The sequence below is a fragment of the Rothia sp. LK2492 genome (assembly GCF_040946345.1).
In the GTDB taxonomy this organism is placed as follows: Bacteria; Actinomycetota; Actinomycetes; order Actinomycetales; family Micrococcaceae; genus Rothia; species Rothia endophytica.
On the sequence record NZ_JAYWLX010000002.1, the window covers coordinates 341,274 to 367,755 of the forward strand.

Annotated in this window: 26 protein-coding genes; 22 read left to right on the forward strand and 4 right to left on the reverse strand. The window is 57.1% G+C overall.

The annotated features are described in order from the left end of the window. The first annotated feature begins 30 nt into the window (after positions 1 to 30). Positions 31 to 993 (forward strand): diaminopimelate epimerase, encoded by a 963-nt coding sequence (gene dapF / locus VVR27_RS03715; RefSeq protein ID WP_409349926.1) that lies wholly within the window; start codon positions 31 to 33, stop codon positions 991 to 993. A gap of 52 nt (positions 994 to 1,045) precedes the next feature. Here dapF and VVR27_RS03720 read toward each other — a convergent pair whose 3' ends face one another. Further along, entirely contained in the window at positions 1,046 to 1,654 is a 609-nt protein-coding gene (locus VVR27_RS03720; protein WP_368547117.1) for a class I SAM-dependent methyltransferase, read from the reverse strand. A 190-nt stretch (positions 1,655 to 1,844) separates the two neighbouring features. On the opposite strand from VVR27_RS03720, the gene hflX reads away from it, so the two are divergent. After that, a complete protein-coding gene (gene hflX, locus VVR27_RS03725) occupies positions 1,845 to 3,446 on the forward strand; it encodes a GTPase HflX (protein WP_368547118.1) in 1,602 nt (533 codons plus the stop codon). Further along, complete coding sequence (locus tag VVR27_RS03730; protein ID WP_368547119.1) at positions 3,446 to 5,479, forward strand: ATP-dependent DNA helicase; 2,034 nt, start codon at positions 3,446 to 3,448, stop codon at positions 5,477 to 5,479. The genes hflX and VVR27_RS03730 overlap by 1 nt, the downstream gene beginning before the upstream one ends. 71 nt (positions 5,480 to 5,550) lie before the next feature. On the opposite strand, the gene lexA is transcribed toward VVR27_RS03730, so the two are convergent. Then, positions 5,551 to 6,264, reverse strand: a complete 714-nt coding sequence (lexA, locus tag VVR27_RS03735) for a transcriptional repressor LexA (RefSeq protein WP_368547120.1) — start codon at positions 6,262 to 6,264, stop codon at positions 5,551 to 5,553. A 219-nt stretch (positions 6,265 to 6,483) separates the two neighbouring features. Between lexA and VVR27_RS03740 the strand changes: the two genes are divergently transcribed. Genes VVR27_RS03740 through VVR27_RS03770 form a run of 7 tightly spaced genes read left to right on the forward strand, consistent with a single transcriptional unit; the run spans position 6,484 to position 11,428 of the window. Further along, positions 6,484 to 7,092: a LysM peptidoglycan-binding domain-containing protein gene (locus VVR27_RS03740; protein ID WP_368547121.1), complete on the forward strand. Its 609-nt coding sequence runs from the start codon at positions 6,484 to 6,486 to the stop codon at positions 7,090 to 7,092. Positions 7,093 to 7,129: 37 nt separating this feature from the next. After that, on the forward strand, positions 7,130 to 8,239 hold the full coding sequence (locus tag VVR27_RS03745) for a histidinol-phosphate transaminase (protein ID WP_368547122.1): 1,110 nt from the start codon (positions 7,130 to 7,132) through the stop codon (positions 8,237 to 8,239). A 33-nt stretch (positions 8,240 to 8,272) separates the two neighbouring features. Beyond that, positions 8,273 to 8,905 (forward strand): imidazoleglycerol-phosphate dehydratase HisB, encoded by a 633-nt coding sequence (gene hisB / locus VVR27_RS03750; RefSeq protein WP_251380883.1) that lies wholly within the window; start codon positions 8,273 to 8,275, stop codon positions 8,903 to 8,905. Next, a complete protein-coding gene (gene hisH / locus VVR27_RS03755; protein WP_368547123.1) occupies positions 8,906 to 9,586 on the forward strand; it encodes an imidazole glycerol phosphate synthase subunit HisH in 681 nt (226 codons plus the stop codon). It abuts the gene before it with no gap. Continuing rightward, positions 9,587 to 9,757: a hypothetical protein gene (locus tag VVR27_RS03760; RefSeq protein WP_346872838.1), complete on the forward strand. Its 171-nt coding sequence runs from the start codon at positions 9,587 to 9,589 to the stop codon at positions 9,755 to 9,757. A gap of 25 nt (positions 9,758 to 9,782) precedes the next feature. Next, positions 9,783 to 10,514, forward strand: a complete 732-nt coding sequence (priA, locus tag VVR27_RS03765; protein WP_346872839.1) for a bifunctional 1-(5-phosphoribosyl)-5-((5-phosphoribosylamino)methylideneamino)imidazole-4-carboxamide isomerase/phosphoribosylanthranilate isomerase PriA — start codon at positions 9,783 to 9,785, stop codon at positions 10,512 to 10,514. Beyond that, on the forward strand, positions 10,514 to 11,428 hold the full coding sequence (locus VVR27_RS03770) for an SseB family protein (protein ID WP_368547124.1): 915 nt from the start codon (positions 10,514 to 10,516) through the stop codon (positions 11,426 to 11,428). The genes priA and VVR27_RS03770 overlap by 1 nt, the downstream gene beginning before the upstream one ends. Before the next feature lie 162 nt (positions 11,429 to 11,590). Here VVR27_RS03770 and VVR27_RS03775 read toward each other — a convergent pair whose 3' ends face one another. After that, on the reverse strand, positions 11,591 to 12,010 hold the full coding sequence (locus VVR27_RS03775) for a DUF1844 domain-containing protein (RefSeq protein WP_346924378.1): 420 nt from the start codon (positions 12,008 to 12,010) through the stop codon (positions 11,591 to 11,593). 359 nt (positions 12,011 to 12,369) lie between these two features. On the opposite strand from VVR27_RS03775, the gene infC reads away from it, so the two are divergent. The 12 genes from infC to VVR27_RS03835 all read left to right on the forward strand — a co-directional run bounded on the left by infC (position 12,370) and on the right by VVR27_RS03835 (position 25,289). After that, positions 12,370 to 12,993, forward strand: coding sequence for a translation initiation factor IF-3 (gene infC, locus VVR27_RS03780; protein ID WP_409349927.1), 624 nt, complete (start codon positions 12,370 to 12,372; stop codon positions 12,991 to 12,993). Positions 12,994 to 13,206: 213 nt separating this feature from the next. After that, positions 13,207 to 13,401: a 50S ribosomal protein L35 gene (gene rpmI / locus VVR27_RS03785; protein ID WP_237203564.1), complete on the forward strand. Its 195-nt coding sequence runs from the start codon at positions 13,207 to 13,209 to the stop codon at positions 13,399 to 13,401. 122 nt (positions 13,402 to 13,523) lie between these two features. Then, positions 13,524 to 13,907 (forward strand): 50S ribosomal protein L20, encoded by a 384-nt coding sequence (rplT, locus tag VVR27_RS03790; RefSeq protein WP_251380846.1) that lies wholly within the window; start codon positions 13,524 to 13,526, stop codon positions 13,905 to 13,907. Between the two features lie 176 nt (positions 13,908 to 14,083). After that, entirely contained in the window at positions 14,084 to 14,914 is an 831-nt protein-coding gene (gene efeU / locus VVR27_RS03795; RefSeq protein WP_368547125.1) for an iron uptake transporter permease EfeU, read from the forward strand. Between the two features lie 24 nt (positions 14,915 to 14,938). Next, positions 14,939 to 16,111, forward strand: coding sequence for an iron uptake system protein EfeO (gene efeO, locus VVR27_RS03800; RefSeq protein WP_368547126.1), 1,173 nt, complete (start codon positions 14,939 to 14,941; stop codon positions 16,109 to 16,111). Positions 16,112 to 16,127: 16 nt separating this feature from the next. Beyond that, positions 16,128 to 17,396, forward strand: coding sequence for an iron uptake transporter deferrochelatase/peroxidase subunit (gene efeB / locus VVR27_RS03805; protein ID WP_368547127.1), 1,269 nt, complete (start codon positions 16,128 to 16,130; stop codon positions 17,394 to 17,396). A gap of 227 nt (positions 17,397 to 17,623) precedes the next feature. Continuing rightward, positions 17,624 to 18,556, forward strand: coding sequence for a TrmH family RNA methyltransferase (locus tag VVR27_RS03810; RefSeq protein ID WP_368547128.1), 933 nt, complete (start codon positions 17,624 to 17,626; stop codon positions 18,554 to 18,556). A gap of 32 nt (positions 18,557 to 18,588) precedes the next feature. Beyond that, positions 18,589 to 19,008, forward strand: coding sequence for a (deoxy)nucleoside triphosphate pyrophosphohydrolase (locus VVR27_RS03815; protein WP_368547129.1), 420 nt, complete (start codon positions 18,589 to 18,591; stop codon positions 19,006 to 19,008). A gap of 328 nt (positions 19,009 to 19,336) precedes the next feature. Continuing rightward, positions 19,337 to 20,467 carry a VIT1/CCC1 family protein gene (locus VVR27_RS03820; protein WP_368547130.1) on the forward strand — a complete coding sequence of 377 codons (1,131 nt, stop codon included), beginning with the start codon at positions 19,337 to 19,339 and terminating at the stop codon, positions 20,465 to 20,467. Between the two features lie 272 nt (positions 20,468 to 20,739). Further along, entirely contained in the window at positions 20,740 to 21,867 is a 1,128-nt protein-coding gene (pheS, locus tag VVR27_RS03825) for a phenylalanine--tRNA ligase subunit alpha (protein ID WP_368547131.1), read from the forward strand. 4 nt (positions 21,868 to 21,871) lie between these two features. Beyond that, the gene (gene pheT, locus VVR27_RS03830; protein ID WP_368547132.1) at positions 21,872 to 24,421 is read left to right on the forward strand and encodes a phenylalanine--tRNA ligase subunit beta; all 2,550 of its coding nucleotides are present in this window, start codon (positions 21,872 to 21,874) and stop codon (positions 24,419 to 24,421) included. 196 nt (positions 24,422 to 24,617) lie between these two features. Then, positions 24,618 to 25,289 (forward strand): hypothetical protein, encoded by a 672-nt coding sequence (locus VVR27_RS03835; RefSeq protein WP_368547133.1) that lies wholly within the window; start codon positions 24,618 to 24,620, stop codon positions 25,287 to 25,289. 61 nt (positions 25,290 to 25,350) lie between these two features. Here the strand turns inward: VVR27_RS03835 and VVR27_RS03840 are convergent, their stop codons facing one another. Then, a complete protein-coding gene (locus VVR27_RS03840) occupies positions 25,351 to 26,328 on the reverse strand; it encodes a quinone oxidoreductase (protein WP_251380853.1) in 978 nt (325 codons plus the stop codon). Positions 26,329 to 26,482 lie beyond the last annotated feature (154 nt).

A 26,482-nucleotide genomic window follows, 5' to 3' on the forward strand; every position in this document is an offset into this window, starting at 1 on the left:
GGTCTATTGTGAGACCAACGACCGAAAGGGATACCAGTGGCTACCCACGTATATGAAGCTCCTGTCTGGGGAGATCTCACCGCCAAAACTCTGACGAAGGGGCATGCAACGGGCAACGATTTTATTTTTATCACTGACCCCTTAGGTGAGCTAGACCTTCCTGCTGAACTGATTGCACAGGTAACTGACCGCCACTTCGGTATCGGTGCAGACGGGTTTATCCGCGCGGTCAAAACCAAAAATCTGGACTTTGCCAGCCATCTGCTAGAAGCCCATCCCGAGGCAACATGGTTTATGGACTACCGTAACGGTGATGGTTCCATCGCTGAGATGTGCGGCAACGGCGTGCGCGCTTTCGTAGACTACCTGCTCAGTGAAGGCCTGATAGAACTTGAAGAAGGTGGACGCCTCCTCATCGGAACCCGAGCAGGTGTCAAAGCCGTGGCTAAAACTGATACTGGCTACGCCATCGATATGGGCCCCTGGGGCTTTATCAATGGTGACATGGCACGCGATAACGGCACTGACGCCCAGGTGACCGCTAAGGGCCTCAAAACCCCGCGCGGCGCACTCTCCATCACCATGGGTAACCCCCATACCGTGGTCATGCTAGGGACCGACGGCAAACTGGATGGACTCAACCTGCACGAAGCCCCTAAAGTTGCACCCCGACCACCTGAAGGTACCAACGTCGAATTTGTGGTCCCCGAAGAAATCTCAGCAGAAGACGGCGACCCAGCCACCGAAAACATTGGCCAAATCCGCATGCGCGTCCACGAACGCGGCGTCGGTGAAACCCTCTCCTGCGGCACCGGCGCCTGCGCAGCTGCAGCAGCCACCCGTTTCTGGGGCGGAGACGACGCCCCTGATGAGTGGTTGGTGCGTGTTCCCGGTGGCACCTTAGCAGTTACCTTCGTGCTCGGACCGGACGAACTCGAACACGTCGTCCTCGCCGGGCCCGCCACCATGGTAGGTAAAATCCTTCTCGGCTAGGAAAAAACGAGGGGTGGCGGTTGCTAGAACGCGGCCGCTCAAACTCTCATGGTTATTCTGCGGGATTGTGTACCTGCAGGATGCGGAAGCCCTTGGAGGTAGCGTAGCGGCTAACCTCCAAGGCCGGGAACTGAGCGCTCAGCCACTTGTGCAGAGAATCAGAACCTAGATTTTTTTGGACCACCAGGTAGGCAGATCCACCGGGGGAGAGCCGGGGCAACCACCGATGCATGATGTCGTGTAAGACCTCTTTACCCACCCGAATGGGAGGGTTAGACCAGATCGTGTCAAAGGTGAGATCCTCGGGTAATGACTCAGGGCTACCCACCGTCACATTGGACAGCCCCAGCCTAGCTGCATTCATCTCGGTGAGTTGGGCTGAACGAGAGTTCACATCAACGCCATAGACCGCAGCTGCTGGTGCCCGCATCGCTAGGGTAAGGGTAATGGGGCCCCAACCACACCCAATATCCAGGAGGTGGTGGCCGGTAGGTTCGGGAGCCTCGTCCAGCAAAATCTTGGTACCCTTATCGACGCCACCGGGGCTGAAAATACCGCCCGCTGTCATCACAGTGACTTTCTGCCCTGCCAGCTCAACAGAGAGAGGCTTGGGGGTGAAGTCGCCGGTGGGGTTTTCAGAAAAATAGTGTGCTGAACTCATAGACCACTATTTTACGCCACCCAGCCCACCAGGTAGACGGTGAGACTTTCTGGTGAGAACAATACGATACCCGGTAGGCACGGGGCTTAAGCCACCAAAGAACACCCCCACCTTTTAGCCCGCACCCACTGCCCCTAGCGCTCTCACCCCGGTAGAATAGAACACAGTTTCTAAACCTGAGAAAGGCACTATGACCGAAAACGCAAACCCCAGCCAGACCGCACATCTGCCATCTGATGAGCAGCTCCGCCTCACCGTTGACAAGGTGCTAGGTAGGGCAGAAAGCAGCGGTAACGTGCTGGGCGAACGCGCTCGCGAGCTTTCCAACAACCAGAGCGAACACTCCTCCTACGATGGCGAACAGCAGGATCTTGAAGAACGCCGTGCGCTACGCCGCGTGGCCGGTCTGTCTACCGAGCTTGAGGATGTCACTGAAGTCGAATACCGCCAGCTACGCCTCGAACGCGTGGTGCTAGCAGGTGTCTGGAGTGAAGGCACCTTGGCTGAGGCAGAGAACTCTCTGCGAGAGCTCGCCGCATTGGCTGAGACCGCTGGTTCTGAGGTTCTAGACGGCCTGGTACAGCGCCGCCTCAAGCCGGATCCCGGTACTTTCTTGGGCTCCGGTAAAGTACTTGAACTCAAAGATATCGTTGAATCGACGGGTGCCGATACAGTCATTGTGGACGCCGAGCTGGCCCCGTCCCAGCGTCGTGCTATTGAAGATATCGTCAAGGTTAAGGTCATCGACAGAACCGCTTTGATTCTGGATATCTTTGCCCAGCACGCTAAGTCCCGTGAAGGTAAAGCACAGGTTGAGCTCGCTCAGCTGGAGTACATGCTGCCACGTCTGCGCGGTTGGGGTGCTTCCCTTTCTCGCCAGGCCGGTGGCCGTGCTGCCGGTGGTGAAGGTATTGGTTCACGTGGCCCCGGTGAAACCAAGATTGAGCTGGACCGCCGCCGCCTGCGTGCCCGCATGGCTAAGCTCAAGCGCGAAATCGCTGCGATGGCACCGGCCCGCGAAACCAAGCGTCTTAACCGCAAGCGAAACCGGGTGCCCTCGGTGACTATTGCCGGCTACACCAACGCCGGTAAATCCTCGCTTCTTAACCGCCTAACGGACGCTGGCGTGCTGGTTGAAAACGCTCTCTTTGCTACCCTTGATCCCACTGTGCGTAAGGCGCAAACCCCGGACGGGGTTGGCTACACCCTCTCTGACACCGTGGGTTTTGTACGCTCACTGCCCACTCAGCTGGTAGAGGCCTTCCGCTCCACCCTCGAAGAGGTGGCGGATGCTGATGTGATTGTGCACGTGGTCGATGTGTCCCACCCTGATCCCGAGGGGCAGATTCACTCGGTGCGTGAAGTTATTACAGAGGTTGAGGCTCAGAATATTCCTGAGATTATCGTGCTCAACAAGGTTGATGCTGCGGACCCCTACGTAGTTGAACGCCTGCGTCAGCGCGAACCTAACCACGTGGTGGTCTCTGCCCGTACCGGTGAAGGGATTGAGGAGCTACAGCAGAAAATTGCTGACACCATTCCTCGCCCCTCCATCGAACTAAACCTGCTGGTGCCCTATTCCCACGGTGAGATTGTTTCCCGTCTGCATCAGTGGGACGCCGAAATCCTGCGCACTGCCTTTGTCTCTGATGGAACCTACGTTCAAGCGCTAGTGCGCGATGAGGTTGCCTCAGAACTATCGGAGTTTGTTCTAGATGATGACCTCTTTGAAATTCTGCAGCTCGAAATCGATGAGGCGGTGGCTGCTGGCGCCGTCGAAACCATCCGTTAATGAGTGAAATCGTCAGTGCACCTACCGGGCAGGAACTAGAAACCCTGCCCGGTGCTAAACCTGCTTTAGAACTTCTTGACACAGTGGTTGAGCGCAGCGGAGGCCAAAAACGGGACGGCCAGCGCACCATGGCAGCACACGTTGCCCGCTCGCTGGAAACTGAAAAGCATCTGCTGGTTCAGGCGGGAACCGGCACGGGTAAGTCCTTGGGGTACCTGGTCCCTGCCATTGTTTCGGCCCAGCACAGCGAGAAACCCATCATCGTTGCCACCGCTACTCTGGCGCTACAGTCCCAGATTGTACACCGAGATATCCCGCGCCTTCTCGAGGCGCTGGGGGATCAGCCCGAACACGAAACTGATGTAGCCATCCTCAAGGGCCGCAATAACTATGCCTGCCTGCACAAGGTTGAAGGCGGCTACCCTGAGGACGACGGTGACACCCTTTTCGAAATGGATGCTGCCACTGGCGCTACCGGCAAACTGGGTGAAGAGATCCTCCGCCTGCGCTCCTGGGTGCAGACCACCGATACCGGCGACCGCGATGAGCTGCTTCCCGGTGTCAGTGACCGCGCCTGGCGGCAGGTTTCAGTAACAGCCTCGGAATGTCTGGGACGTAAGTGCCCCCTCATTGAGGAATGCTTTAGCGAAAATGCCCGCACCCAGGCAGCCGATGCAGATATCGTCATCACCAACCACGCGCTCTTGGCGATCAACGCTTTTGAGGGCGTCAACGTTCTGCCTGAACACGAGGTTGTTATTATCGACGAGGCTCACGAACTCGCGGACCGAGTGACCGGTGCGGTGACCGGCGGGCTTTCACCTCTCATGGTCAGCAAGGTTGCTCGCAGCATCCGCAAACACACCACAGCCGATCACAAAGCCTTAGAACAAGCAGCTCTGAAACTGGATGATGCTCTCAATGGCGTACCTGCTGAACTGATGGCCAGAGGGTTGCCTGACCGCGTCGCTGCGGCCATGGAGCAGGTGCGCGATGCCGCTCGTTCTGCGCTGACTGATACCAAGGCGGGTGAAAAGGATGCCGATGCTGGCCGGCAGATGACGCGGGCTAGCCTCACCGAGGTACACGACACCGCCGAGAAAATGCTGCAGGCAGACCCTCAACACCAGGTAATTTGGGTGTCCCGCCAAGGCTCGTGGGAGCCGGGGCGTGGTTACGTGGCGGCCTCCGATGATGATCCTGCAACCCTCAATATCGCCCCTATTTCGGTTGCGGGTTACCTGCGTGAAGGTCTCTTTGACGGTCGCACCGTGGTGCTCACCTCGGCAACGCTGGCACTGGGGGAGTCCTTCGAAGCAACAGCTGGCGCCCTGGGTCTGATGGGTTCAGGCGCACCGCGCTGGGACGCTATCGATGTGGGTTCGCCCTTCAACTACCCCAAACAGGGGGTTCTCTACCTAGCATCAGACCTACCCAAGCCCGGACGTGGGGTATCAACAGAACAGCTGGACCGCATCGTTGAGCTGGTGGTTGCCTCCGGCGGCGGTGCGCTGGGCCTCTTTTCTTCTAAACGAGGTGCTGAACTTGCCGCCGAATACGTGCGTGAGCGAACTGACCTCAACATCCTCTTACAGGGAGAATCATCTCTGCGAGCACTGGTTAAGGAATTTGTGGAAGATACAAATTCCTGCCTCTTTGGAACCATGAGCCTGTGGCAGGGAGTGGACGCCCCGGGGGATTCCTGCCGCCTGGTCATTATGGATCGTATCCCCTTCCCTCGGCCGGATGACCCGCTTTCACAGGCACGTTCTCGTGCTGTCGCCCAGAACGGCGGTAACGGTTTTATGGCGGTATCAGCCACTCACGCGGCTGTTCGTATGGCTCAGGGTGCTGGACGTCTGGTGCGCTCAGTCAACGACCGCGGTGTTGTTGCGGTTCTAGATTCGAGAATTGCTACCCAGCGGTACGGTAGTTATCTGGTAAAAACGCTGCCGCCTTTTTGGGTTACCCAGAATAAGGACGTGGTGCTGGGCGCCTTAGAGCGTCTGGCGCAGACTGTTGAGACCCACTAAGGGTAGGGGTATATAAAAAGGGCTAGGTCAGCATGACCTAGCCCTTTTTGTATGAGATGGTACTCAGTGCGTTAGAGGCTGCGCAGAACCGAAACGACCTTACCCATGATGGTGGCTCGGTCACCCAGGATTGGTTCATACTGGGTGTTCTGGGGCAGAAGCCAGGTGTGACCGTCACGCTGGCGGAAGGTTTTGACCGTGGCCTCGTCTTCTAAGAGGGCTGCAACGATGTCACCATTTTGAGCGGTATTTTGGGTGCGGACTACGACCCAGTCACCGTCACAGATAGCGGCGTCAACCATGGAGTCGCCCTTGACCCTTAGCATGAAGAGGTCGCCGTTTCCCACCAGCTGACGGGGCAGGGTCATGACGTCTTCGATTGATTGTTCGGCGGCAATCGGTGAGCCAGCTGCGATACGGCCAACCAGAGGTACCGTTGCTAAGTCTTCGCTGCTCTGTTCGAAGGTCGGTAGGAGGGGTAGCCGTAGCACAGACGTTTCTGCAGCTGGTTCAGCCTGCTCTCCCTCACCGAGAATCTCGATAGCGCGCGGACGTTTGGGGTCACGGCGAATGTAGCCCATCTCTTCAAGACGGGTCAGCTGATGAGTCACCGAAGAAAGAGACGCCAATCCCACCAGGTCGCCAATTTCGCGCATAGATGGCGGGTAACCGTGCTCGTCGATGGCCTCTGAAATGGCCTCCAGAATATTTTTCTGGCGGGCAGTAAGCGGGCGAGATCCCTTATTTCTAGGGCTGGCCGGAGTGTGCTGGGTGCGTTCGCTCACGGTGTGCTCGTCTCTGTTGGTCCTAAAATGTCAGCCACCTGTTGTCTACTGATCTAGGTGGTCTTCTAAGAGTATGCCACCAAAACAGTTTATTCAAACATTTGTTCTAATTTTTCTCGACTATGTTCGATTTTTCTGATAGAACATAAGTACTAGATTTTTTAGAACATTCATTCGACCACGGGTTGAATGTTTGAGCAGTCGTTAGGAGAAGGACAAATGAGCGCTATCGCCCTACCGGATTTTATGGCTCCTGCTTCTTCGAAGAAGCCCCTCAACTCATTGCAGGCACAGGCTGACGCCCAGCATTCCCGAGCAAAAACTAACTCGACTTTCACCACCCCCCAGTATCGAATTCGTACCGTTGAACCTGGAACTTTCAGACGCCACCAGGGTGCTCACACTGCGGTAACTCGACCGGCCCAGCAGGGGCAGCTCCTTGCCCCAGTTTCTGCAGCACAGACTTCTCAGGGAGTAAGCAAACAGAAGAAGCGTGGTTTTCTAGGAGGAGCCGTGCGTTTAACACGTAAGGGTCGCTTAGTGTTCCGCGGCATCCCTGCGCTGACTCTTGCTGTCCTCATCGTGCTGGGAGCCTTGACTTTCATCAGCCCGGGCGAAGCGAAGAGCTCGACCGGAGAAATGGCAACTCAGGTTATTTCTACCATGACGGTTATGCACGGTGACTCACTCTGGTCCATTGCCGCAAAAGTTGCCCCGGGCCAGGACAATCGAGACGTCATCAACCACATTATGCAAATCAATGATTTGAGTACTGCCCGGGTTGAGCCTGGCCAGGTGCTTGAGGTACCGGTCTACACTTCGAAATAAAATGTTCGATATGAGCTAGCGCGGCTAGACTGGTGGGGTGACTAATTCTATGGACTCTCTCTCTGCCCTCCCTCTGCGCGATGATCTGCGGGGCCGTTCACCCTACGGTGCGCCCATGATTGATGTGCCCGTGACTCTCAACGTCAATGAGAACACCCATCCCATGCCCGGTGAGGTTGTAGAGGCGATTAGTCGCGATGTAGCTGCTGCAGCCCTCACGCTCAACCGCTACCCCGATCGCGAATTCTCATCGCTGCGCCAGGAATTAGCGAGCTACCTTGGTCACGGTCTGACCGCAGAGAATCTTTGGGCAGCAAATGGCTCCAACGAAATTTTGCAGCAAATCATGCAGGTCTTTGGCGGCCCCGGGCGAAGCGTCATGAGCTTTGTGCCCACCTACTCTATGTACCCCCTCCTCGCGGACGGCACCAACACTACTTTTATTGCCGGCTACAGGGCTGAGGACTATTCCTTATCCACCGAGTCGGCCCTTGATCAGATTCAGGAGCATCGACCCAACATCGTCATCCTCTGCTCACCTAATAACCCCACTGGCACCGGTCTTGAACTTGGCGTGATTGACGCTGTCTATGAGGCGGTTGCCGCTTATAACGGCATCGTAGTGGTCGATGAGGCCTACGCTGAATTCGCCCAAGACCGCTCCCGAAATGCTTTGAACCTACTCTCCGGGCGCCCCAACCTAATTGTTACCCGAACTATGAGCAAAGCATTTGCCCTAGCAGGTGCTCGTCTTGGGTATTTCGCCGCGGCTCCCGCAGTTTGTGATGCTGTCCGCCTCGTTCGTCTGCCCTACCACCTTTCGGCGGTCACCCAGGCGACGGCTGTAGCTGCGCTTCGGCACCGCCAGCAACTCCTGGCTAATGTTGATGATATTCGGGCACAGCGCGACCGCATCGTAGATCACCTGGTCGGCTTAGGTCTTAAGCCCGCCGTATCAGACTCAAACTTTGTCTTTTTTGGTGGGTTGAAGGATGAGAAAGCTGCCTGGCAGTACTTGCTGGATGCCGGCGTTCTGGTACGCGATAACGGTATACCCGGCTACCTGCGCGTCACCGCCGGAACAGAGGCAGAAACCAGTGCATTCTTAGAGCATATGACGGCATACATCGAGACATTCGAGCGATAATTTTTCTTGACCACACCATACATTGAGGTAGACATGGCAGTACCCCACCAAACATCAACTGGGCTAGGCCCCCGCATTGCAAAGATGGAGCGCAAGACCAGTGAATCATCGGTCAGCGTCGAGATCAATCTGGACGGTACCGGAGTGTCAGACATCGACACCGGCGTACCCTTCTATGACCACATGCTGACCGCACTTTCTAAGCACTCACTCATTGATATGACCATCAAGTGCTCGGGGGATACCCACATTGATGTGCACCATACCGTTGAAGATACCGGGATCGTGCTGGGCGAGGTTCTACGTCAGGCACTGGGTGATAAGGCGGGTATTCGCCGCTTTGGTACCGCAACGGTGCCCCTAGATGAAGCGCTGGCGTCGGCAGTCGTTGATATTTCAGGGCGCCCCTATCTGGTGCACACCGGTGAACCTGCCGGCTTCGAGTTCCACCTCATCGGCGGGCACTTTACTGGTTCGATGGTGCGCCATGTATTTGAAGCTTTTGCTTACCATGCCGGTATTTGCCTTCACATTACCTTGTTGGGTGGCCGTGATCCCCACCATATTGCTGAGGCTGAATTCAAGGCGCTGGCACGGGCCCTGCGTCAGGCAGTAGAGCCGGATCCCCGCCACGCAGGTATTCCTTCCACTAAGGGAGCACTCTAAATGGCAGAACCCCAGCAGAAACCTTTAGTTGTTGTTCTGGATTACGGCGCGGGAAACGTCCGTTCAGCGGTTCGTGCCCTTGAAGAAGCCGGAGCAGAAGTGCTCCTGTCACGTCGCGAGGCTGATGTGCTGGGTGCTGATGGTCTGGTAGTGCCCGGGGTAGGTGCATTCCAAGCGGTGATGGATGGCCTGAAGCAAGCAGATGCTATCCGCATGATCGGACGTCGCGTGGCCGGTGGGCGCCCCGTTCTGGGGATCTGCGTTGGCCTTCAGGTGATGTTTGAGCACGGTGTTGAACACGGCATTGACACCGAAGGTTTGGGGGAGTGGCCTGGAACCGTCGAAAAGCTACAAGCTGATGTGGTACCCCATATGGGCTGGAATACGGTGCGCCCACCGGCTGGCTCCCGCCTCTTTGCGGGGATTGAAGGCGAGCGCTTCTATTTCGTGCACTCCTATGGCGTGCAGAGCTGGGACTTTGATCAGAACATCGAATCTATGGTGCCCCCTCAGGTCACATGGTCCCATCACGGCACTGACTTCATCGCCGCCGTTGAAAATGGGCCTTTATCGGCTACCCAATTCCACCCCGAAAAATCAGGGGAAGCCGGCCTGAAGCTCTTGCGCAATTGGCTGAAGACCCTGCCCGTGACCGGGCGTATCTCAGTGCAGGAGGACTAAATGTCCGCTTCTACTTCAGGCCTGCTGCTGATGACCATTGGCATGATGTTCGTAGGCGGCGCTTACTCTTTTTATCGACAGAAAATTACTTGGATAGCCCAGCTTATTTTGCTGATGGTGGGGCTCGGCTTCGCTGGCTATGGCCTCTACATTGTGCTCAACTACGGGTAAAAAAACCTCATTTTTAGGAGAAACTATGACTGAACGACTTGAACTATTGCCCGCAGTAGACGTTGCTGATGGTCAGGCTGTGCGTCTGGTCCAGGGTGAGGCTGGCTCTGAAACCAGCTATGGTAGCCCCCTTGAAGCGGCTCTTGAATGGCAGAATGCCGGCGCTGAATGGTTGCACCTCGTTGACCTGGATGCCGCATTTGGTCGCGGCGATAACATCGATATTCTGACTGAAGTAGCCCGGGAACTGACCATCAAGATAGAGATGTCTGGTGGTATCCGCGACGATGCTTCTTTGGAGCGCGCGCTTTCTCTCAACCCTGCCCGCATCAACTTGGGCACCGCCGCACTGGAAAACCCCGAATGGACCCGTAAAGTTATCGCTGAACACGGGGATGTTATCGCTGTTGGGCTCGATGTCCGCGGGGATGTTCTTGCTGCTCGCGGCTGGACTCAAGAGGGCGGCAACCTCTGGGAGGTACTTGACCGCCTGAATGAGGACGGCTGTGCCCGCTACGTGGTCACCGACGTCACCAAGGACGGCACCCTGCAGGGCCCTAACCTGGAGCTGCTACGCAAGGTTGCTGAGCGCACCGACAAGCCGGTAGTTGCTTCCGGTGGTATCGCCACTCTCGACGACATTGCCGCTCTGCGCACTATGGTTCCCCACGGCGTTGAAGGCGCCATTACAGGTAAAGCCCTCTACGCAGGTAAGTTCACACTGCAGCAGGCACTTGATGTAGCAGGCCGTCCCTAATGGCCGACTTCTCGGACCGAGTGCACCGTGCTCACACCCACGGGCACGGTGGGGGAGGTGGAGACCAGCGGGATCTGCCTACCCACATCGCCGCGCAATTGGCCAGTGCCGGGCAGAAAACTGATACCGGCGGGCAGCCTTGGGAAGGGCGCAACCTTGCTGAGGGTACCAGCCACACTCACCAGTACCCGGGCGATCAGGGCACGACGGACCCGGCTCTGCAAGAGGTGTTTGACGCTTTTGTCGCTGGCCAGGTTGATGAAGCTGCTGTGGTCGATGCCTTGCGCAATGTGCGTATTTTCGCCCCGGTCGTTGCCCAGCTTTCCCAGGCAGAAATTACCGAAGCTGGGTTAGTCTCGGATAAAGAATCAGATATGGCTCTGGTCAGCATTCAGGCACCGGACGGTCGTAAGGCCTTGCCAATCTTCACGGCGGTCGATGCTTTGACTGGCTGGCACGATTTGGCTCGCCCGGTGGCCGCTGACATGCGTAAAACCGCCCTCTCAGCGGTGGAAGATGATAACCAGCTCATCGTTATCAATCCCGGTCAAAACGTGACCTTTGTACTGCGCCGCCCGGCCTTCTGGGCCATTGCTAAAGGTCAAGAGTGGGTGCCCTCCTACCGCAACTCGCTGGTAGCCCGGGCACTCCAAGACATTGCCGCCCCTATCTCAGCAGTGACTGCTGTTGAGGCTGCCCCGGGGCAGGGAGTCTATAGCCGTACAGCAGACGGCACTGTGCTGGCAGGCGGCGGTCACGGGCCTGAACTAAAAATTACTCTGCGCTTAGCACCCGGTCTTACACAAGATCAGCTTAACCACACTGTGCAGACCTTTCAGCAGGGGCTAGCCATTAACCCGGTCATCTCTGAGCTGGTTGATTCCGTGCAGATCTCCTTAGCATCTGCCTCATAGTGAGGGATCAAAGGACCCCATCGGCACTAGCTATACAGAGCAAAAACGGGCACCCCTCCGTCGACTGACCCTTTCGCAGGCTCGCATGATGCGCGCCAGCTCGGATAAGTCGATTTCTGGGATGCCCGCCTTTGCTCTTCTACGCGGGGCAGTAAGGGCCTTTTAGAAGACGGGGCCGGTGAACTTTTCGCCCGGGCCCTGACCTGGCTTGTCGGGGAAGGTTGAGGCTTCGCGGAAGGCTAGCTGGAGGGAGCGCAGACCGTCTCGCAGGGGCGCGGCGTGCTGTGAGCCAATTTCGGGTGCCGCCGCGGTGACGAAACCTGCAAGGGCAGTAATCAGTTTGCGAGCTTCGTCCAGGTCTTTGAGGTCAGCTGCGTTTTCTTCTGCACCTAGCCCGCATTTGACCGCGGCGGCGCTCATCAGGTGGACAGCGGCGGTGGTGATGACCTCAACTGCTGGCACCTCAGCGATATCCCGCATCTGGGCGTTGACTTCTTCGAGTTGCTCAGCGGTCACACCTTCTGGGAGCTGGGTTTCATCGGGCTGCTGGTCTTCAAAACGGTAGGTAGATTCGTTACTCATGGTTACTAGAATCTCACATAGGGTGCAACCGGTGTGAATCGCTGGTCACACTCTGGCATTTTATTGCCTATTAATTCTCGAAAGAGCTCTTTAAGTCTTGATAAATAGGGTCAAAGCACGTAGAGTTCTAAGGTGTTTGCAAGCGGAACGTTTTAGTTCCCACCCGCATCAGCTCCAGCGTTGACGGGTTATGGCCTTAAGGTCGCAGTGTTTTGCTGCGTACAGTTTAGGTTAAGGGCTACAGGCCTCCGTTTGCTTTACCACAACGGGGGCTTTTTTAGTGCCCGAGAGAAATTCACGGGTATAACCCTACAAGCAACAGGAGCTTAGTCATTAGCGATCCCCGCATCAACGACCGTATTCGCGTTCCGGAAGTCCGTCTCGTCGGCCCCGGTGGTGAACAGGTCGGTATTGTCCGTGTAGAAGATGCACTGCGTCTTGCTCAGGAATCCGATCTCGACCTGGTTGAGGTTGCCCCTAACGCTAAGCCGCCCGTGTGCAAGTTGATGGACTTCGGTAAGTACAAGTACGAAGCCGCTGTTAAGGCTCGTGAATCTCGCAAGAAGCAGGTTAACGCCTCGCTGAAGGAAATCCGTTTCCGCCTCAAAATTGACACCCATGACTACGAAACCAAGGTAGGGCACGCACGTCGTTTCCTTGCCGGTGGTGACAAGGTCAAGGCTATGATTCAGTTCCGTGGTCGTGAACAGCAGCGCCCCGAGATGGGTGTGCGTCTGCTCGAGCGCATGGCGAATGACCTGGTTGAGGTGAGCTCGATTGAATCGAAGCCTCGCGTTGACGGTCGTAACATGGTGATGGTTCTTGCCCCGCTGCGCGGCAAGCAGGAAGTCCGCCGTGACGCCCAGCAGGAGAGCAGCCGCAAGGGTCGCGAACGCGTTAACACCACTGAGGCAACCCCTGTAACTAACTCGCTGGCAGATGCAATGCCCGCTGAGCTCAAGGCGCAGGCGTCAGCCGAATAAGGAACTGGTTAGACTACCGGCCCCGCATGCAGTATGTGCGGTGCAAGGTCAAAGATTTACGCATAATCCCGCCGTCCTCCACGGTCAGGTGGTTGATGCAGCGTGAAAACCAAACCCCTTTCATAGACGGGCCCGTTACAGCGGTGTTCGTTTAGTGTAGAGTTCCTCATCGCCCGAGAGGGCGGGAGGGTAGAACGTAAGGAGAATCGGCTCATGCCGAAGCAGAAGACCCACTCTGGTGCAAAAAAGCGCTTCAAGCTCACCGGTACCGGCAAGGTTAAGCGCCAGCAGGCCAACCGCCGTCACTACCTTGAGCACAAGTCATCACGCGTGACCCGCCGTCTGGCATCTGACCAGATCGTTGAAGGCGGTCAGGCCAAGGTCATCAAGAAGATGCTCGGTAAGTAAAACCGTCTTCTTTTTGAAGCTCTGACCTCAAAAACATGAGGTCGCACCAAAGTAGATAATTATTTCTCTCCTGCGCAACGCTAGATTATTAGTTGCCAGGACATAGATGTTAGGAGACACACGTGGCACGTGTGAAGCGCGCGGTTAACGCGCACAAGAAGCGCCGAGTAGTCCTTGAACGCGCATCCGGCTACCGTGGCCAGCGTTCACGCCTTTACCGTAAGGCTAAAGAGCAGGTCATTCACTCACTGGTTTACAGCTACGACCACCGTCGTAAGAAGAAGGGTGACTTCCGTCGTCTCTGGATTCAGCGTATCAACGCAGCTGCCCGTGCAGAAGGCCTGACTTACAACCGTTTCATCCAGGGCCTGAAGGCTGCTGAGGTTGAAGTTGATCGCCGTATGCTGGCTGAGCTGGCTGTCAACGAGCCCGCTGCTTTCTCAGCACTGGTTCAGGTTGCTAAAGATAACCTGCCTGAGGACACCTCAGCTCCCAAGGCTGCCTAAGCTCTAGCTTTATCAGCTGATCAGGACGCCGTCACTCCCCGTTTGGGGGAGTGGCGGCGTCCTTTGTGTGCCAGTGAGAAATACTTGAAGGAAGGTTAGCAATAGGTCATATGTAGACTAGCTTAAGGCGTATAATAGGTGAGCCTAAGTAAATATCTTCCGTGTACAAGAGAACTATGTTTCAAAACTTTCTGATTGGTCTGCGTGAGGGGCTTGAAGCCGCCTTAGTGGTGGGTCTGCTACTTGCCTACGTCCGTAAAACTGGTAAAGCGCACCTGGTGCCTAAAATCTGGATGGGTGTCCTTACCGCAGTGGTTGTATCACTGGGTTTCGGGGCGCTCCTGACCTTTGGCCCGCGTGGTCTCACCTTTGAGGCGCAGGAGGCTATCGGCGGCTCTCTGTCCATTATCGCCGTTGGTTTTGTCACCTGGATGATTTTCTGGATGGCAGAAAACTCTAAGCACCTTTCCCGTGAACTGGGGCAGAAAATTGATGCCGCCCAGGCAAGTACGGCTACCGTTGTGGTCATCGCCGCACTGGCGGTAGGACGCGAGGGTTTAGAAACAGCGCTCTTTCTCTGGGCTGCCTCCCAATCTGCAGGCAGCGGTGCAATGGCCTTGGTAGGGGCACTGTTAGGCATTATTATCGCTATCGCTCTGGCCTGGCTCATCATGCGCGGCGTTCTGAAACTCAATCTAGCGACCTTCTTCCGCTATACCGGCATATTCCTGATTTTCATCGCAGCCGGTGTGCTCGCCTACGGAGTGCACGATTTGCAAGAGGCAGGTCTTCTACCTGGCTTGCACCACCTGGCTTTTGATTTATCCCACATCATCGCACCTACCTCACTGGTTGGCACGCTGCTCAAGGGAATCTTCAACTTCTCCCCGGCCACTACCTGGCTTGAAGCAGGTGCCTGGTTGATGTACACCGGTACCGTGCTCACTATCTTCCTCACCAAGCACAAGGCGCCCAAGACCGCAGCGAAGCTGACAACGGCGCCCTAACCCTCATTTGATAAAGGTAACACCATGAAAATTTCGACCACAACCACCGGCGCAGCGCTCACCTTGGCTGTGCTGGCACTGACCGGCTGCACTGACAACACAGCATCGAACTCGGCTGATGGAACGGTGAGGGTATCGTCCACCGAAAGCGAGTGCACACTTTCAACCACCGAGGTCAAAGCCGGTAAAAATACCTTCTCAGTCACCAACGACGGCAGCCAGGTCACCGAGTTTTACGTTTTAGCTGAAGACGGTCTGCGTATTCTCTCAGAGGTGGAGAACATCGGCCCCGGTATCACCCGGGACCTGACCGTTAACCTTGCAGAAGGCACCTACAAGACCAGCTGCAAGCCTGGCATGGTGGGGGATGGCATCATCGGTGACCTAACCGTTGCTGCCAACCCAGATGAAAGCCCCGTATCTGCTGACGAGCAGGCCCTGCGCGATACCGCTATCACCCAGTACACCGCTTATATCAAAGACCAGACTGAGCAGCTCAAAACGAAGACCGATGCTTTTGCGGATGCTTATGCTACCGGGGATGATGAACAAGCCCGCTCACTCTACGCCGCTGCTCGTCTGCACTATGAACGGATTGAACCGGTTGCTGAATCTTTCGGTGATCTTGACCCTCAACTGGACCTCCGTGAGGCTGACCTTGAGGAGGGCCAGACCTGGACCGGCTGGCACCTGATCGAAAAGGACCTCTGGCAGCCAACCGCAGAAGATAACGGGGGGCAGGCTTATATCCCGCTGACCGAGAGCCAGCGCAAAGAAGCCGCCACCAAACTCAAGGAAGACACACAGAGCCTCTACGATCAGACCCGTGACCTGGAACTAACCCTGGATCAAATCACCAATGGTGCTAAGAGCCTGCTCGATGAGGTGGCTTTCTCCAAGGTCACCGGTGAAGAGGAAATTTGGTCACACACCGACCTTTCTGACTTCCAGGGCAACATTGATGGCGCCAGGGTGGCTTTCGAGGACGTCCGCCCTCTGCTTGAAGCCAAGGACGCTGAGCTGGCCCAAACCATTGACGGGCGGTTCACCGATATTCAGAGCCTGCTTGATCAGCACCGAGACGATGAAGGGTTCGTACCTTATACCCAGCTGAGCGAGGACCAGGTACGCGAACTTTCGGACGCGATTGATGCCCTGAGTGAGCCCCTGTCCCAGCTCACCGGCATCCTTGTCTAAATCATAAGGAACCGTGATGAAAGATTTTGATGATCGTCCTAGCCTGAGCCGACGCACAGCTCTGCTGGGCGGGTTGGGCGTGGCTACAGCCGTAGGTGCTGTAGCATGCGGCACCACAGAAGAGAGCGCAGAGCAGGTACCTTCTGACTCCCATGAGTTTTTTGGGCAGCATCAGAGCGGCATCGTTACCCCGGTGCAAGATCGCTTGCATTTTGCGGCGCTGACCGTCATTACTGAATCCCGTGAAGAGCTACAAGAACTCTTGAGGGATTGGACGGTAGCAGCCCGTCAGCTGATGGCTGGTGAACCGGTCGGTGAGGAGAGACCGCTGAATGCTCCGCCCGATGATACGGGCGAAGCTATGGATCTCAGCGCCTCCCACCTGACGCTCACCTTTGGCCTGGGGCGGTCGCTTTTTATTGACGCTGCCGGCGCTGCCCGCTTCGGGCTCGAAGGGCAGTTACCTCCAGCTCTAGAGGATATTCCCAAGATGAGCGGGGACATGCTCGAGGAGGCACGCAGCGGCGGGGATCTGTGCATCCAGGCCTGCGCCGATGATCCGCAGGTGGCGGTGCACGCCGTGCGCAATCTGGTAAGAATCGCAGCGGGGCGGGCAGCCGTAGCCTGGAGCCAGCTAGGCTTTGGCCGGACCTCTTCCACCTCTACCTCTCAGGTCACCCCGCGTAACCTCTTTGGCTTTAAAGATGGCACTGCCAATCTGAAGGTTGAAGAAGAGGAATTACTGGAACAACACGTTTGGGCAACATCCCAGACATCGGAGAGTAACCCCGCCTGGATGGAGGGTGGCTCTTACTGCGCCACCCGCCGCATCCGCATGCTGATTGAGCCCTGGGACCGAGCACCTCTGCGGGAGCAAGAAGATATTATCGGGCGTACTAAGCGTGAGGGGGCACCTCTCTCGGGCGGCGGCGAATTTGATGCGCCCGACTTCACCATGAAGGGTAGAAACGGCCCCATCATCCCCGTCAATTCTCATGTGCATCTCATGCACCCCCATCAGAACGGTGGAGTGCAGATGCTACGCCGCGGCTTTAACTACACCGATGGCACCGATGGGCTAGGGCATCTGGATGCCGGGCTCTTCTTCATTGCCTATGTGTGCGACCCTCGCACCCACTTTGTTCCTGTGTTGCGCACCATGATGAAATCTGATGCCCTCAGTGAATACCTGCGCCACACCGGTAGTGCGCTCTTCGCCATCCCACCGGGCGTCAAAGACGAGAAAGACTATCTGGCTTCGGGACTATTCGAAGGGGCAAACTAGCGGTTGCTCGAAGGAGAAGTAGCATCCGCCAACTGATCCTCTGACAGCCTCGTGCGGAGCGCTCGCCCGTACTTCACGGCAACCCCGACCAGCTAGCGGAGATACCCCCCTCATTCTCACCTGTAGTTAGCTTATCCACTACCCCCAACCTTCTGCCATCGCTCGGTCTTTGCGCCCTTGCCCACACCTGGCTGCTTGGTTGGGGCGGCCGTGAGACAATGGAGGCTATGGATTTTTTTGAGCGTCTTGCTACCCCCGTCATTATGAACAACCCCTTCGCTGATCGTGTGAAGGATGTGGCCAAGCTAGCTAACCGCAGCGGCCGCACCAAGAGCGGTCAGTTCCTCGTGGAGGGGCCGCAGGCGGTACGCGAGGCGCTGCTGGCTCACCAGAAGAAGCCCCTACTGGATGCGGTCTACATTACTGAGAAGGCTTTTGACCGTCACGAAGATTTAGTTGAGCTACTAGAAGAAGTGCACGGTAGCCCTACTCCTGAGCCCGGCCGTAAGGTCTTTATGCGTATGGTAACCGATGAGGTTCTGGCAGCTATGGCTGAAGCAGTGACCCCGCAGGGCATTGTTGCCGTGGCTTTCCAGCGGGAGATTTCTCCGGCTGATATCTGGGGTGAGGGCGCTATCAACCCCAAGCTGGTTGCTGTGCTGACCCGTGTGCAGGATCCGGGTAATGCTGGCACCATTGTGCGTGCGGCTGATGCTGCCGGTGCTGACCTCATTATTACCACCAAGGGAACTGTTGATCTTTATAACCCCAAGGCAGTGCGCTCTACCGCTGGCTCTCTCTTCCACCTGCCGCTGCTACAGGGCATCGATCTAGAAGATTTTGCCGAGGATGCAAAGGGCCAGGGCATAGGAGTGCTGGCTGCCGACGGTTACGGGCGGGTCAGCCTTGATGACCTGCAGGACGCCGCCTTCGCTGCCCGCGCTGGGGTTGAGCCGCGCAAGAAGGTCAAGTACGACCTTGCTGCGCCCACAATGTGGCTTTTCGGTAACGAAGCTCAGGGCCTGAACGATGAAGAGAAAGCTGCCGCTTCACTGAGAGTAGCTGTGCCCATCCACGGTGCTGCTGAGTCGCTAAATGTAGGTATGGCTGCTGGTGTTTGCCTCTACGCTTCGGCGCTGGCTCAGAACCGTAAACAATAATCGCAGGGTATAGGGCTAGTTCTATGGCGGACATGGTTTACCCTGTTCAGGTGGTCGGGGCGGCGCTGGTTGACTCGCTGCAGAACCCTACCCGTATACTGCTAGGGCAACGGTCTGCACCACCTGCTCTGGCCGGTCTTTGGGAGTTTCCCGGCGGGAAGGTTGAACCGCAAGAGAGTTGCCAGGAGGCACTGAAACGAGAGCTGGTCGAAGAGCTAGGGGTAGAGATTATTCTGGGACGCGAGATGAGCGGCCCGCACCCGCAGGGGTGGCCCCTGAACGAGAAAGCCTCCATGCGTGTCTGGCTAGCTGAAATAACTGACGGCCAACCGGCAACCCTTCAAGATCACCTGGCTCTGGAATGGTTTCCCCTTGATGCTGAGCTCATCAAGGTTGCCTGGATTCCAGCTAACCTACCTATCACCAGAGCGCTACTGAGCCTTTCAGCGTGATTACCCAGCATCGCTACAGATTGTGCCCCTGACCTCATCTGAGGTCGGAGGCTTTGTCTTACTTGCATCATCAACTAGTATGGTGGAGAAACGAAGGGGAGTAGCTCCCACACTGGCACCTCGCAGGTGCCCAAGCGGTGTATCGACATACTGGTTGCTTCTTAAACCCGGTACACCACCTGCCGTATCACCCCAGATACCGGCAGGCGAGCAAGACCTTCGGCAGACGACTTTAACCCCAGTGACGTGGGTAGCCGCTGCCGGAGTGTGCGCTCACATAATGGTACGGTCTACCGGCTCAATCACTGACTGAACAGACAGCGAGCTCATGCCCAGTACACCACACCCAGTCCAGCTTCACCACGCTGCCACCAACCCCACATCAGCTCAAATTCGCAGGTGGCGCCGCTACCTGGCAGAAGAAATCTCTGAAGCCCAGGTTTACACAGCACTGGCAAAACTCTCCACAGGCCACGAGGCAGAAATCTTGCAGTCAGTGGCAGACGCTGAAAAGCGGCACCAGGACCATTGGCGTGCCCTTCTGGGTGAACACGCCCACCCCGAACCGCGTCCGTCCGCTTCTGCTAAACTCCTCGAACTGCTTGCCAAAAACTTCGGTACCGTTTTTGTGCTAGCTCTTGCCCAGCGTGCAGAGGGTCGCTCACCCTACCGTGAGGATCCGGACGCGACCGAAGCGATGGCGGCCGATGAAGCGATTCATGAAGAAATCATTCGGGCGCTCTCGACGAGTGGACGCGAAAAATTGTCGGGCAACTTTCGCGCCGCCGTCTTCGGCGCTAACGATGGTCTGGTCTCTAACGTAGCTCTCATTATGGGTATCGGGGCATCGGGTGCCTCTAACTCGATGATCCTACTCTCCGGTATCGCCGGTCTACTAGCAGGTGCCCTCTCCATGGCAGCCGGCGAATTCGTATCGGTGCGCTCACAGCGAGAACTGCTAGACGCCTCCCGCCCCACCCAGGTGACCCTATCGGTAGCTAAGAACCTTGATATTGATCAAAATGAGCTGGTTCTCATTTACAAGGCACGCGGCATGAGTGAAGAGGCCGCCCAGCATCGTGCCATGGAACGTTTTGGGCACTTAGACTGTGACTGCGACCCATCACTGTCTTTCAAGGATGTTATTGAGGGAGAAGAGCACGAAGAAGAGCACGGGGCTCTTGGTTCAGACATCGGCGCTTCAGCCTCAAGCTTTGCCTTCTTTGCATCCGGTGCCCTGGTGCCGATTCTGCCCTACATCTTTGGAGCTAGTGGCACCTTCGCTATGGTGCTGTCCCTAGCGCTGGTCGGTATTGCCCTCATGATCACCGGCGGCGTAGTGGGTCTGTTCTCTGGTGCCTCACCGATGAAGAGAGGCCTGCGTCAGCTGGCGATCGGTTATGGTGCAGCGCTAGCAACCTACCTGCTGGGGCTCCTCTTTGGTGCGACGGTAGGTTAGGTGACCTGATGATGTATGCGGAAGTCGGTGTTGTTTCTTGAGCGCTTCTCACGCGATGCGTGAACGATGAGACATGCCTCGATCAGCTGATGACACAGCGCACTGGCTCTGTTCACTCCGATCTAAACCCACTTACCTTAGTGTCCCGTTGCAATCAGCGGGACACTTCTTTATGTCGCGCGCCCAAAGTGCTCTAAAATAAAGAACTGATGCCCTGGGCGCCCGGCGAAAAACCCTGTGCCCGCCAACAACAGATGTGAAGAGATGTGTCTATGACTGATTCTTTGCCCGAGGTACCTGAAAACCCCACTCCTTTTCAGGTTCTGGCTAATATCCGAGCAATTCTAGACAAGGACCCCCAGAACGGTCTTGAGACCGTTAAGCAGGCATGTACCGCTGAGCTTGATCGAGCGCTAAATGAGATTGCAGAAAAGACTTCTGATTTCGAGGAGCTCAAGCGGGTGCGTCTTGAGTTCACCGGCGACAAGGGTGGTTTCACCCTAGCTAATAAACAGATGCGAAATCTGGCTAAAGAGCACAAAGCTGAGGTTGGCAAGCTCATGGGTCAGGCTCGCGGACGTCTGGCCAAGGCACTAGAAACCCGCAACGCGGAGCTTGAAGAAGAGCGCGCTGCTCGCATTCTCGTGGAAGAGGCAGTAGACGTTACTGCCCATACTCCCCGCCGCCGCGTGGGTGGGCGTCACCCCATCAACGTGCTCCAGGAGCAGATGTGTGACATCTTCGTTGGCATGGGCTGGGAGGTTGCCGACGGCCCCGAGCTGGAATCCGAGTGGTACAACTTTGACTCCCTCAACTTCCCACCGGACCACCCTGCCCGCGAACTGCAGGATACCTTCTTCGTTGAGCCGGTCAGCTCACACCTGATGTTGCGCACCCACACCTCACCGGTGCAGATGCGCTCGCTCCTGACCCGCGATGTCCCGCTCTACGTGGTCTGCCCCGGCCAGGTCTACCGCACCGACGAGCTGGACGCCACCCACACCCCGGTCTTCCACCAAATCGAGGGCCTAGCCGTCGACAAGGGTCTAACCATGGCAGACCTCAAGGGCACCCTGGAACACATGGCACGCGCCATGTTCGGCGAAGACGCCAAGATTCGCCTGCGTCCCAACTTCTTCCCCTTTACCGAACCCTCCGCTGAGCTGGATGTCTGGCACCCGGACGCCAAGGGCGGCCCCCGCTGGATTGAATGGGGTGGCTGTGGCATGGTCAACCCCAACGTCCTGCGCGCAGCAGGTGTGGACCCCGAGGTCTACTCCGGCTTCGCCTTCGGCATGGGCATCGAACGCACTCTCATGTTCCGCAACGGCGTTCAGGACATGCGCGACATGATCGAAGGCGACATCCGTTTCTCACAGCAGTTCAAGATGGAGATCTAACCCAATGCGAATTCCCCTTTCCTGGCTCCGTGAATACGCGCCCGTCCCGGCAGACGCAACCGCCGAAGATGTCATGGCCACCCTGGTTAAGGTTGGCCTTGAAGAAGAAGGCGTCCACCGCCCCACCGACGAGCTCACCGGCCCCATCGTGGTCGGCCAGGTGCTTTCGATGGAACCTGAAACCCACTCCAACGGTAAAACCGTGAACTGGTGCCAGGTGCGCGTGGTTCCCGAAGGCCAGACACAGACTCTGACCGGCAAAGGTATTGAAGAATCCGGCGTGCAGGGCATTATCTGCGGTGCCCACAACTTTGCACCCGGTGACAAGGTAGTCGTTACCCTACCTGGCGCCGTCCTCCCCGGTGGCTTTGCTATCACTGCCCGCAAGACCTACGGCCATAAATCCGCTGGCATGATTGCATCCGTGCGTGAGCTGGGGATCGGTGATGACCACGACGGCATCCTGGTGCTCTCCACCCTGGGCCTTGACCCAGAACTTGGCTCGGACGCCATGGAATTGCTGGGCCTCTACGACCAGGCTGCAGAAGTCAACGTCACCCCAGACCGCGGCTACGCCTTATCGATACGTGGTATCGCTCGTGAATACTGCCACGCAACCGGTGAGACCTTTGATGACTTCGTGCTGGATTTAGCAGCCAAGGCACCTGCGGCTAATGCCAGCGGCCTGCCCGTCACCCTCACTGACTCCGCCCCCATCCATGGCAAGGACGGCTGTACCCGCTTCGTCACTCGCCAGGTGACCGGTGTCAACGCAGCAGCCCCCGTGCCCACCTGGATGTCATCACGTCTGCGTCTGGCTGGCGTCCGGTCCATCTCGCTGCCGGTTGATATCTCCAACTACGTGATGCTCGAAACTGGCCAGCCGCTGCACTTCTACGACGCAGATAAGCTGGATGGCGGTATCACCGTTCGCCGTGCCCAGGCGGGGGAGAAGCTCACTACTTTGGACGAGAAGGTCCGCGAGCTACACTCCGAAGACCTGCTCATTACTGATTCGACGGGACCCATCGGCCTTGCCGGCGTGATGGGTGGGGCTAGTACCGAGGTCGGCACCGAGACCACCAACATCCTTATTGAAGCTGCCCGCTTTGACGAAGTCTCTATCGCCCGCACCTCCCGCCGTCACAAGCTCTCTTCGGATGCTTCCAAGCGTTTTGAGCGCGGCGTTGATCCCGAGCTCCAGGCTGCAGCCGCCCAGCGTGCTGTTGACTTGCTGGTTGAACTGGCAAGTGCCACCGTGGAAGAAGGCGTGACTGACACTGGTTCTACCGCAGAACCTACCGTCATTGACCTGCCCGCAAACTACACTGCAGGCCGCATCGGCATCGACTACACGGAAGCTCAGATTACTGAGTCCCTGGAACAGATCGGTGCTCAGGTAGAGCGTACCGAGACCGGCTACCGCGTCACCGCACCGTCCTGGCGTCCTGACCTAACGGATAAGGAGCACCTCACTGAGGAAATTGCCCGCCTAGTCGGTTACGATCTGATCCCCTCAACCCTTCCCGTAGCACCCCCCGGTCAAGGCCTGAGCACTGAGCAGCTCCTGCGCCGCCGCGCCCTCAACGCGTTGGCCGCGTCGGGCTTGACCGAGGTATCGGCTTACCCCTTTGTTTCGGAGGATGACAACAACCTTTGGGCAAGCCCGGTTGCCGGGGAAACCGTGAAGTCAATACGCCTAGCTAACCCCATTGCTTCCCAGCAGGGCTGGATGCGCCGTTCACTGCTGCCCGGCCTGACCGAGGTGCTCAAGCGTAACCTATCCCGTGGCTTCAAGAACCTTGCAATTTACGAAACCGGCCACGTCTTCATCCCCGGTGCTCAGCACGGTTCATCTCAGATTCCCGGTCTGGGTGTGCGGCCCTCCGATGAGGTCCTAGCAGATCTTAACGCCGGCATCCCGGACCAGCCTCGCCACATCGCAGGTCTTTTCTGCGGTCTGGTGCACGAAGAAACCCCCGGTGCCGTTCCCCATTCTCTGGACTGGCGTGACGCCCTTGACTCTGCCACCCTGGTAGCAGATGTTATCGGTGTGAAGCTAGAGGTTGTAAAGGGTGAGCACCAGGCCTTCCACCCCGGCCGTACCGCAGCCCTAACCCTGGCAGATGGCACCGTCATCGGTTACGCGGGTGAACTTCACCCCAAGCTTCTCGCAGAACTGGACATGCCCGAGCGCACTGCCGCTTTCGAGCTCAACTTCTCAGCACTGCTGAACGGTCGCGGTGGCCCGACCATCGCCACCGGCATCTCCGGCTACCCGGCCACCAACCAGGACGTCGCGCTAATCGTTGACGCTGATGTCCCGGCTAAGGCTGTTGCTGCTGCCCTGGCTGAGGGTGCAGGTGACCTGCTGGAGGACGTCCGCGTCTTTGATGATTACCGCGGCGCCGGTATCGATGAAGGTAAGAAGTCCCTAGCCTTTGCACTGCGCTTCCGAGCCACCGACCGAACCCTAACCGCTGATGAGGCAAGTGCAGCCCGCTCCTCAGGTGTAGCTGTCGCAGCAGACCGGTTTGGAGCTGTCCAGCGCTAAGGCACAGCTAGAGGCATAATCTGCGCCCGGCTTCTGCCCGCCCACCTAGCGCGGGCAGAAGCCGGGTGCTCATCGCTCCTCCACCCACCAAAGCGCAAAGAAAGTTTCGCCCGGGTTGCCGCCCCTCTTTGAGCTCAAGTAGTCTTGAAAGACCACCTGCCCAACCGAGTAGACCTTATCCAACGAAAGCGATACCGTGAGCCCACAGCTCGAATCAGAAAATAACGACAACCTTCAGGGAGAAGACCTCCTTGCCGGTGAGCGCGCAGGCGGGTTCTTTGGCCTCAACGATGAAGATGAGCTTGAGGAAACTCGCGGCCCCATTCTGCCCAAGCTCATTGCGGCGGGGCTCATGCTAATGGTGTCGCTCATTGCCCTGCTCCTGCTTGTGAGCGGCGTACGCACCTACAGCGAAGCCCGCGAAAATGAGGGCTACGAAAACAAGTCCTGGGTGATTCAAGGCACCCTTGAAGATCTCACCAAAGATTTGCAGGGCGATAAGAACGTGGGTATCTACGCGGGAGCTCTTCCCGATGATGAAGCCATGAACGATAAGACTTTTGTCTCTGATGTAGCGGATTCAGTTTCCGTTGGCCCCAATCAGGGCGTTAAGTTCCGTGGCTCCCAGACTGGGCGCGTCAAGAGCGACTTCCCCGAAAAGGTCGATGCCCTGCTCGTTGAAAACGCTGACGGCAACCTCACCGTCGCCCGCACCGGCGAAACCGGCACCCTGGTGCCCGTCACCGAAAGCACCGTAGGCTCCCAGAAAGCCAACGCGATGCTCAAACTGGGCGGCGCCATCCTGGTCTTCGGCGCTGGAGTAGTCGGCACCTTCTTCATGATCCGCAAGAAAAAAGAAGAGGTTTAGCAACAGATTGAGGCTAGGCGCGCTCGCAGCCGACTGACTTTCTGAAGTGCGGCTCATAAGACTAGGGGAGCAGGAGCACCTTGCCGCGAGTCTTGCGGGCCTCTAGATAGGTGTGAGCTTCCGCTGCCTGGGCCAGTGGGAAGGTCTGATCCACGGTTAGGTTGAGGTCACCCGATTCAATTGCGTCAAAGAGTTCACCCATCCGCCAGCTAATTTCCTGGCGGTCTTGGGAGTAGTGCGCTAGGGTCGGGCGGGTGACATAGAGAGAGCCTAGCCCGTTGAGCTTTTGCAGGTCAAAGGGTGCTACCTGCCCGGAAGCCCCACCAAAGAGCACCGCCATGCCGCGGGTTTTTAGCACAGTCAGTGACTGTTCAAACGTATCTTTACCCACGCCATCGTAGACGACGTCTAGACCGGCACCATCGGTAAGGTCCTTAATATTTTCTGCAAAACCTTCATAGCGCAGAACATGGTCAGCCCCGTGAGCTGTCGCAATTTTAGCTTTCTCATCGGAAGAAACAGTGGTGAAAACTGTGGCTCCACGAGCCTTGAGCAACTGAATGGCGATGCCACCCACTCCACCTGCACCGGCGTGAATAAGGACCTTATGTCCTGGCTCCACCCGGAAAGTGGAGCTGATGAGGTAGTGAGCTGTCATGCCCTGGAGAGGGAGAGCCCCGGCGTCCTCCCAGCTGATACTCTCGGGTACCTGAACAGCGAGCTCTTGGTCCACTAGAAAATACTCAGCATAGGTAGCCGTCGCGTTGGCAGTGGCTAGCCGATCACCCACCGAGAAATGAGTGACGTCAGAACCCACTGCCACCACTTCACCGGCAGCCTCAGTGCCGGGAACGAAAGGGAGTGGCACCGAGTACACACCGGCACGCTGGTAGGTCTCAATGAAGTTAATGCCCACTGCACGAGTCTTCACCAGCACCTGGGTGGAGCCGGGGGTAGGGAGGGGAAGCTGTGCTGGAACCAGGACGTCAGGCGCCCCTGTTGCTTCAAAATGTACTGTGGTCATAGTGGTATTAGTCATGATTTTAAGCCTACTCCCAAATCTAAGATTATCGATGTTAATGGCTAATTGTTTGGACTGGGCTTGGGTTAGCGCATCTTCACCCTAGCCTGCCTCTATCTGAGGTAAAGCGTCCGTATCCCGAAACAATCTGTATAAATATTTACTGCATTGC

Bases quoted from the DNA above. Each gene is read 5' to 3' on its own strand.
- efeU (WP_368547125.1), top strand. From the start codon at position 14,084: ATGTTTCAAAACTTTCTGATTGGTCTGCGTGAGGGGCTTGAAGCCGCC.
- efeO (WP_368547126.1), top strand. From the start codon at position 14,939: ATGAAAATTTCGACCACAACCACCGGCGCAGCGCTCACCTTGGCTGTG.
- VVR27_RS03810 (WP_368547128.1), top strand. From the start codon at position 17,624: ATGGATTTTTTTGAGCGTCTTGCTACCCCCGTCATTATGAACAACCCC.
- VVR27_RS03720 (WP_368547117.1), bottom strand. From the start codon at position 1,654: ATGAGTTCAGCACACTATTTTTCTGAAAACCCCACCGGCGACTTCACC.
- VVR27_RS03820 (WP_368547130.1), top strand. From the start codon at position 19,337: ATGCCCAGTACACCACACCCAGTCCAGCTTCACCACGCTGCCACCAAC.
- hflX (WP_368547118.1), top strand. From the start codon at position 1,845: ATGACCGAAAACGCAAACCCCAGCCAGACCGCACATCTGCCATCTGAT.
- VVR27_RS03775 (WP_346924378.1), bottom strand. From the start codon at position 12,010: ATGAGTAACGAATCTACCTACCGTTTTGAAGACCAGCAGCCCGATGAA.
- VVR27_RS03815 (WP_368547129.1), top strand. From the start codon at position 18,589: ATGGTTTACCCTGTTCAGGTGGTCGGGGCGGCGCTGGTTGACTCGCTG.
- VVR27_RS03740 (WP_368547121.1), top strand. From the start codon at position 6,484: ATGAGCGCTATCGCCCTACCGGATTTTATGGCTCCTGCTTCTTCGAAG.
- VVR27_RS03840 (WP_251380853.1), bottom strand. From the start codon at position 26,328: ATGACTAATACCACTATGACCACAGTACATTTTGAAGCAACAGGGGCG.
- VVR27_RS03730 (WP_368547119.1), top strand. From the start codon at position 3,446: ATGAGTGAAATCGTCAGTGCACCTACCGGGCAGGAACTAGAAACCCTG.
- pheT (WP_368547132.1), top strand. From the start codon at position 21,872: ATGCGAATTCCCCTTTCCTGGCTCCGTGAATACGCGCCCGTCCCGGCA.
- hisH (WP_368547123.1), top strand. From the start codon at position 8,906: ATGGCAGAACCCCAGCAGAAACCTTTAGTTGTTGTTCTGGATTACGGC.
- VVR27_RS03760 (WP_346872838.1), top strand. From the start codon at position 9,587: ATGTCCGCTTCTACTTCAGGCCTGCTGCTGATGACCATTGGCATGATG.
- hisB (WP_251380883.1), top strand. From the start codon at position 8,273: ATGGCAGTACCCCACCAAACATCAACTGGGCTAGGCCCCCGCATTGCA.
- priA (WP_346872839.1), top strand. From the start codon at position 9,783: ATGACTGAACGACTTGAACTATTGCCCGCAGTAGACGTTGCTGATGGT.
- rpmI (WP_237203564.1), top strand. From the start codon at position 13,207: ATGCCGAAGCAGAAGACCCACTCTGGTGCAAAAAAGCGCTTCAAGCTC.
- efeB (WP_368547127.1), top strand. From the start codon at position 16,128: ATGAAAGATTTTGATGATCGTCCTAGCCTGAGCCGACGCACAGCTCTG.
- pheS (WP_368547131.1), top strand. From the start codon at position 20,740: ATGACTGATTCTTTGCCCGAGGTACCTGAAAACCCCACTCCTTTTCAG.
- VVR27_RS03770 (WP_368547124.1), top strand. From the start codon at position 10,514: ATGGCCGACTTCTCGGACCGAGTGCACCGTGCTCACACCCACGGGCAC.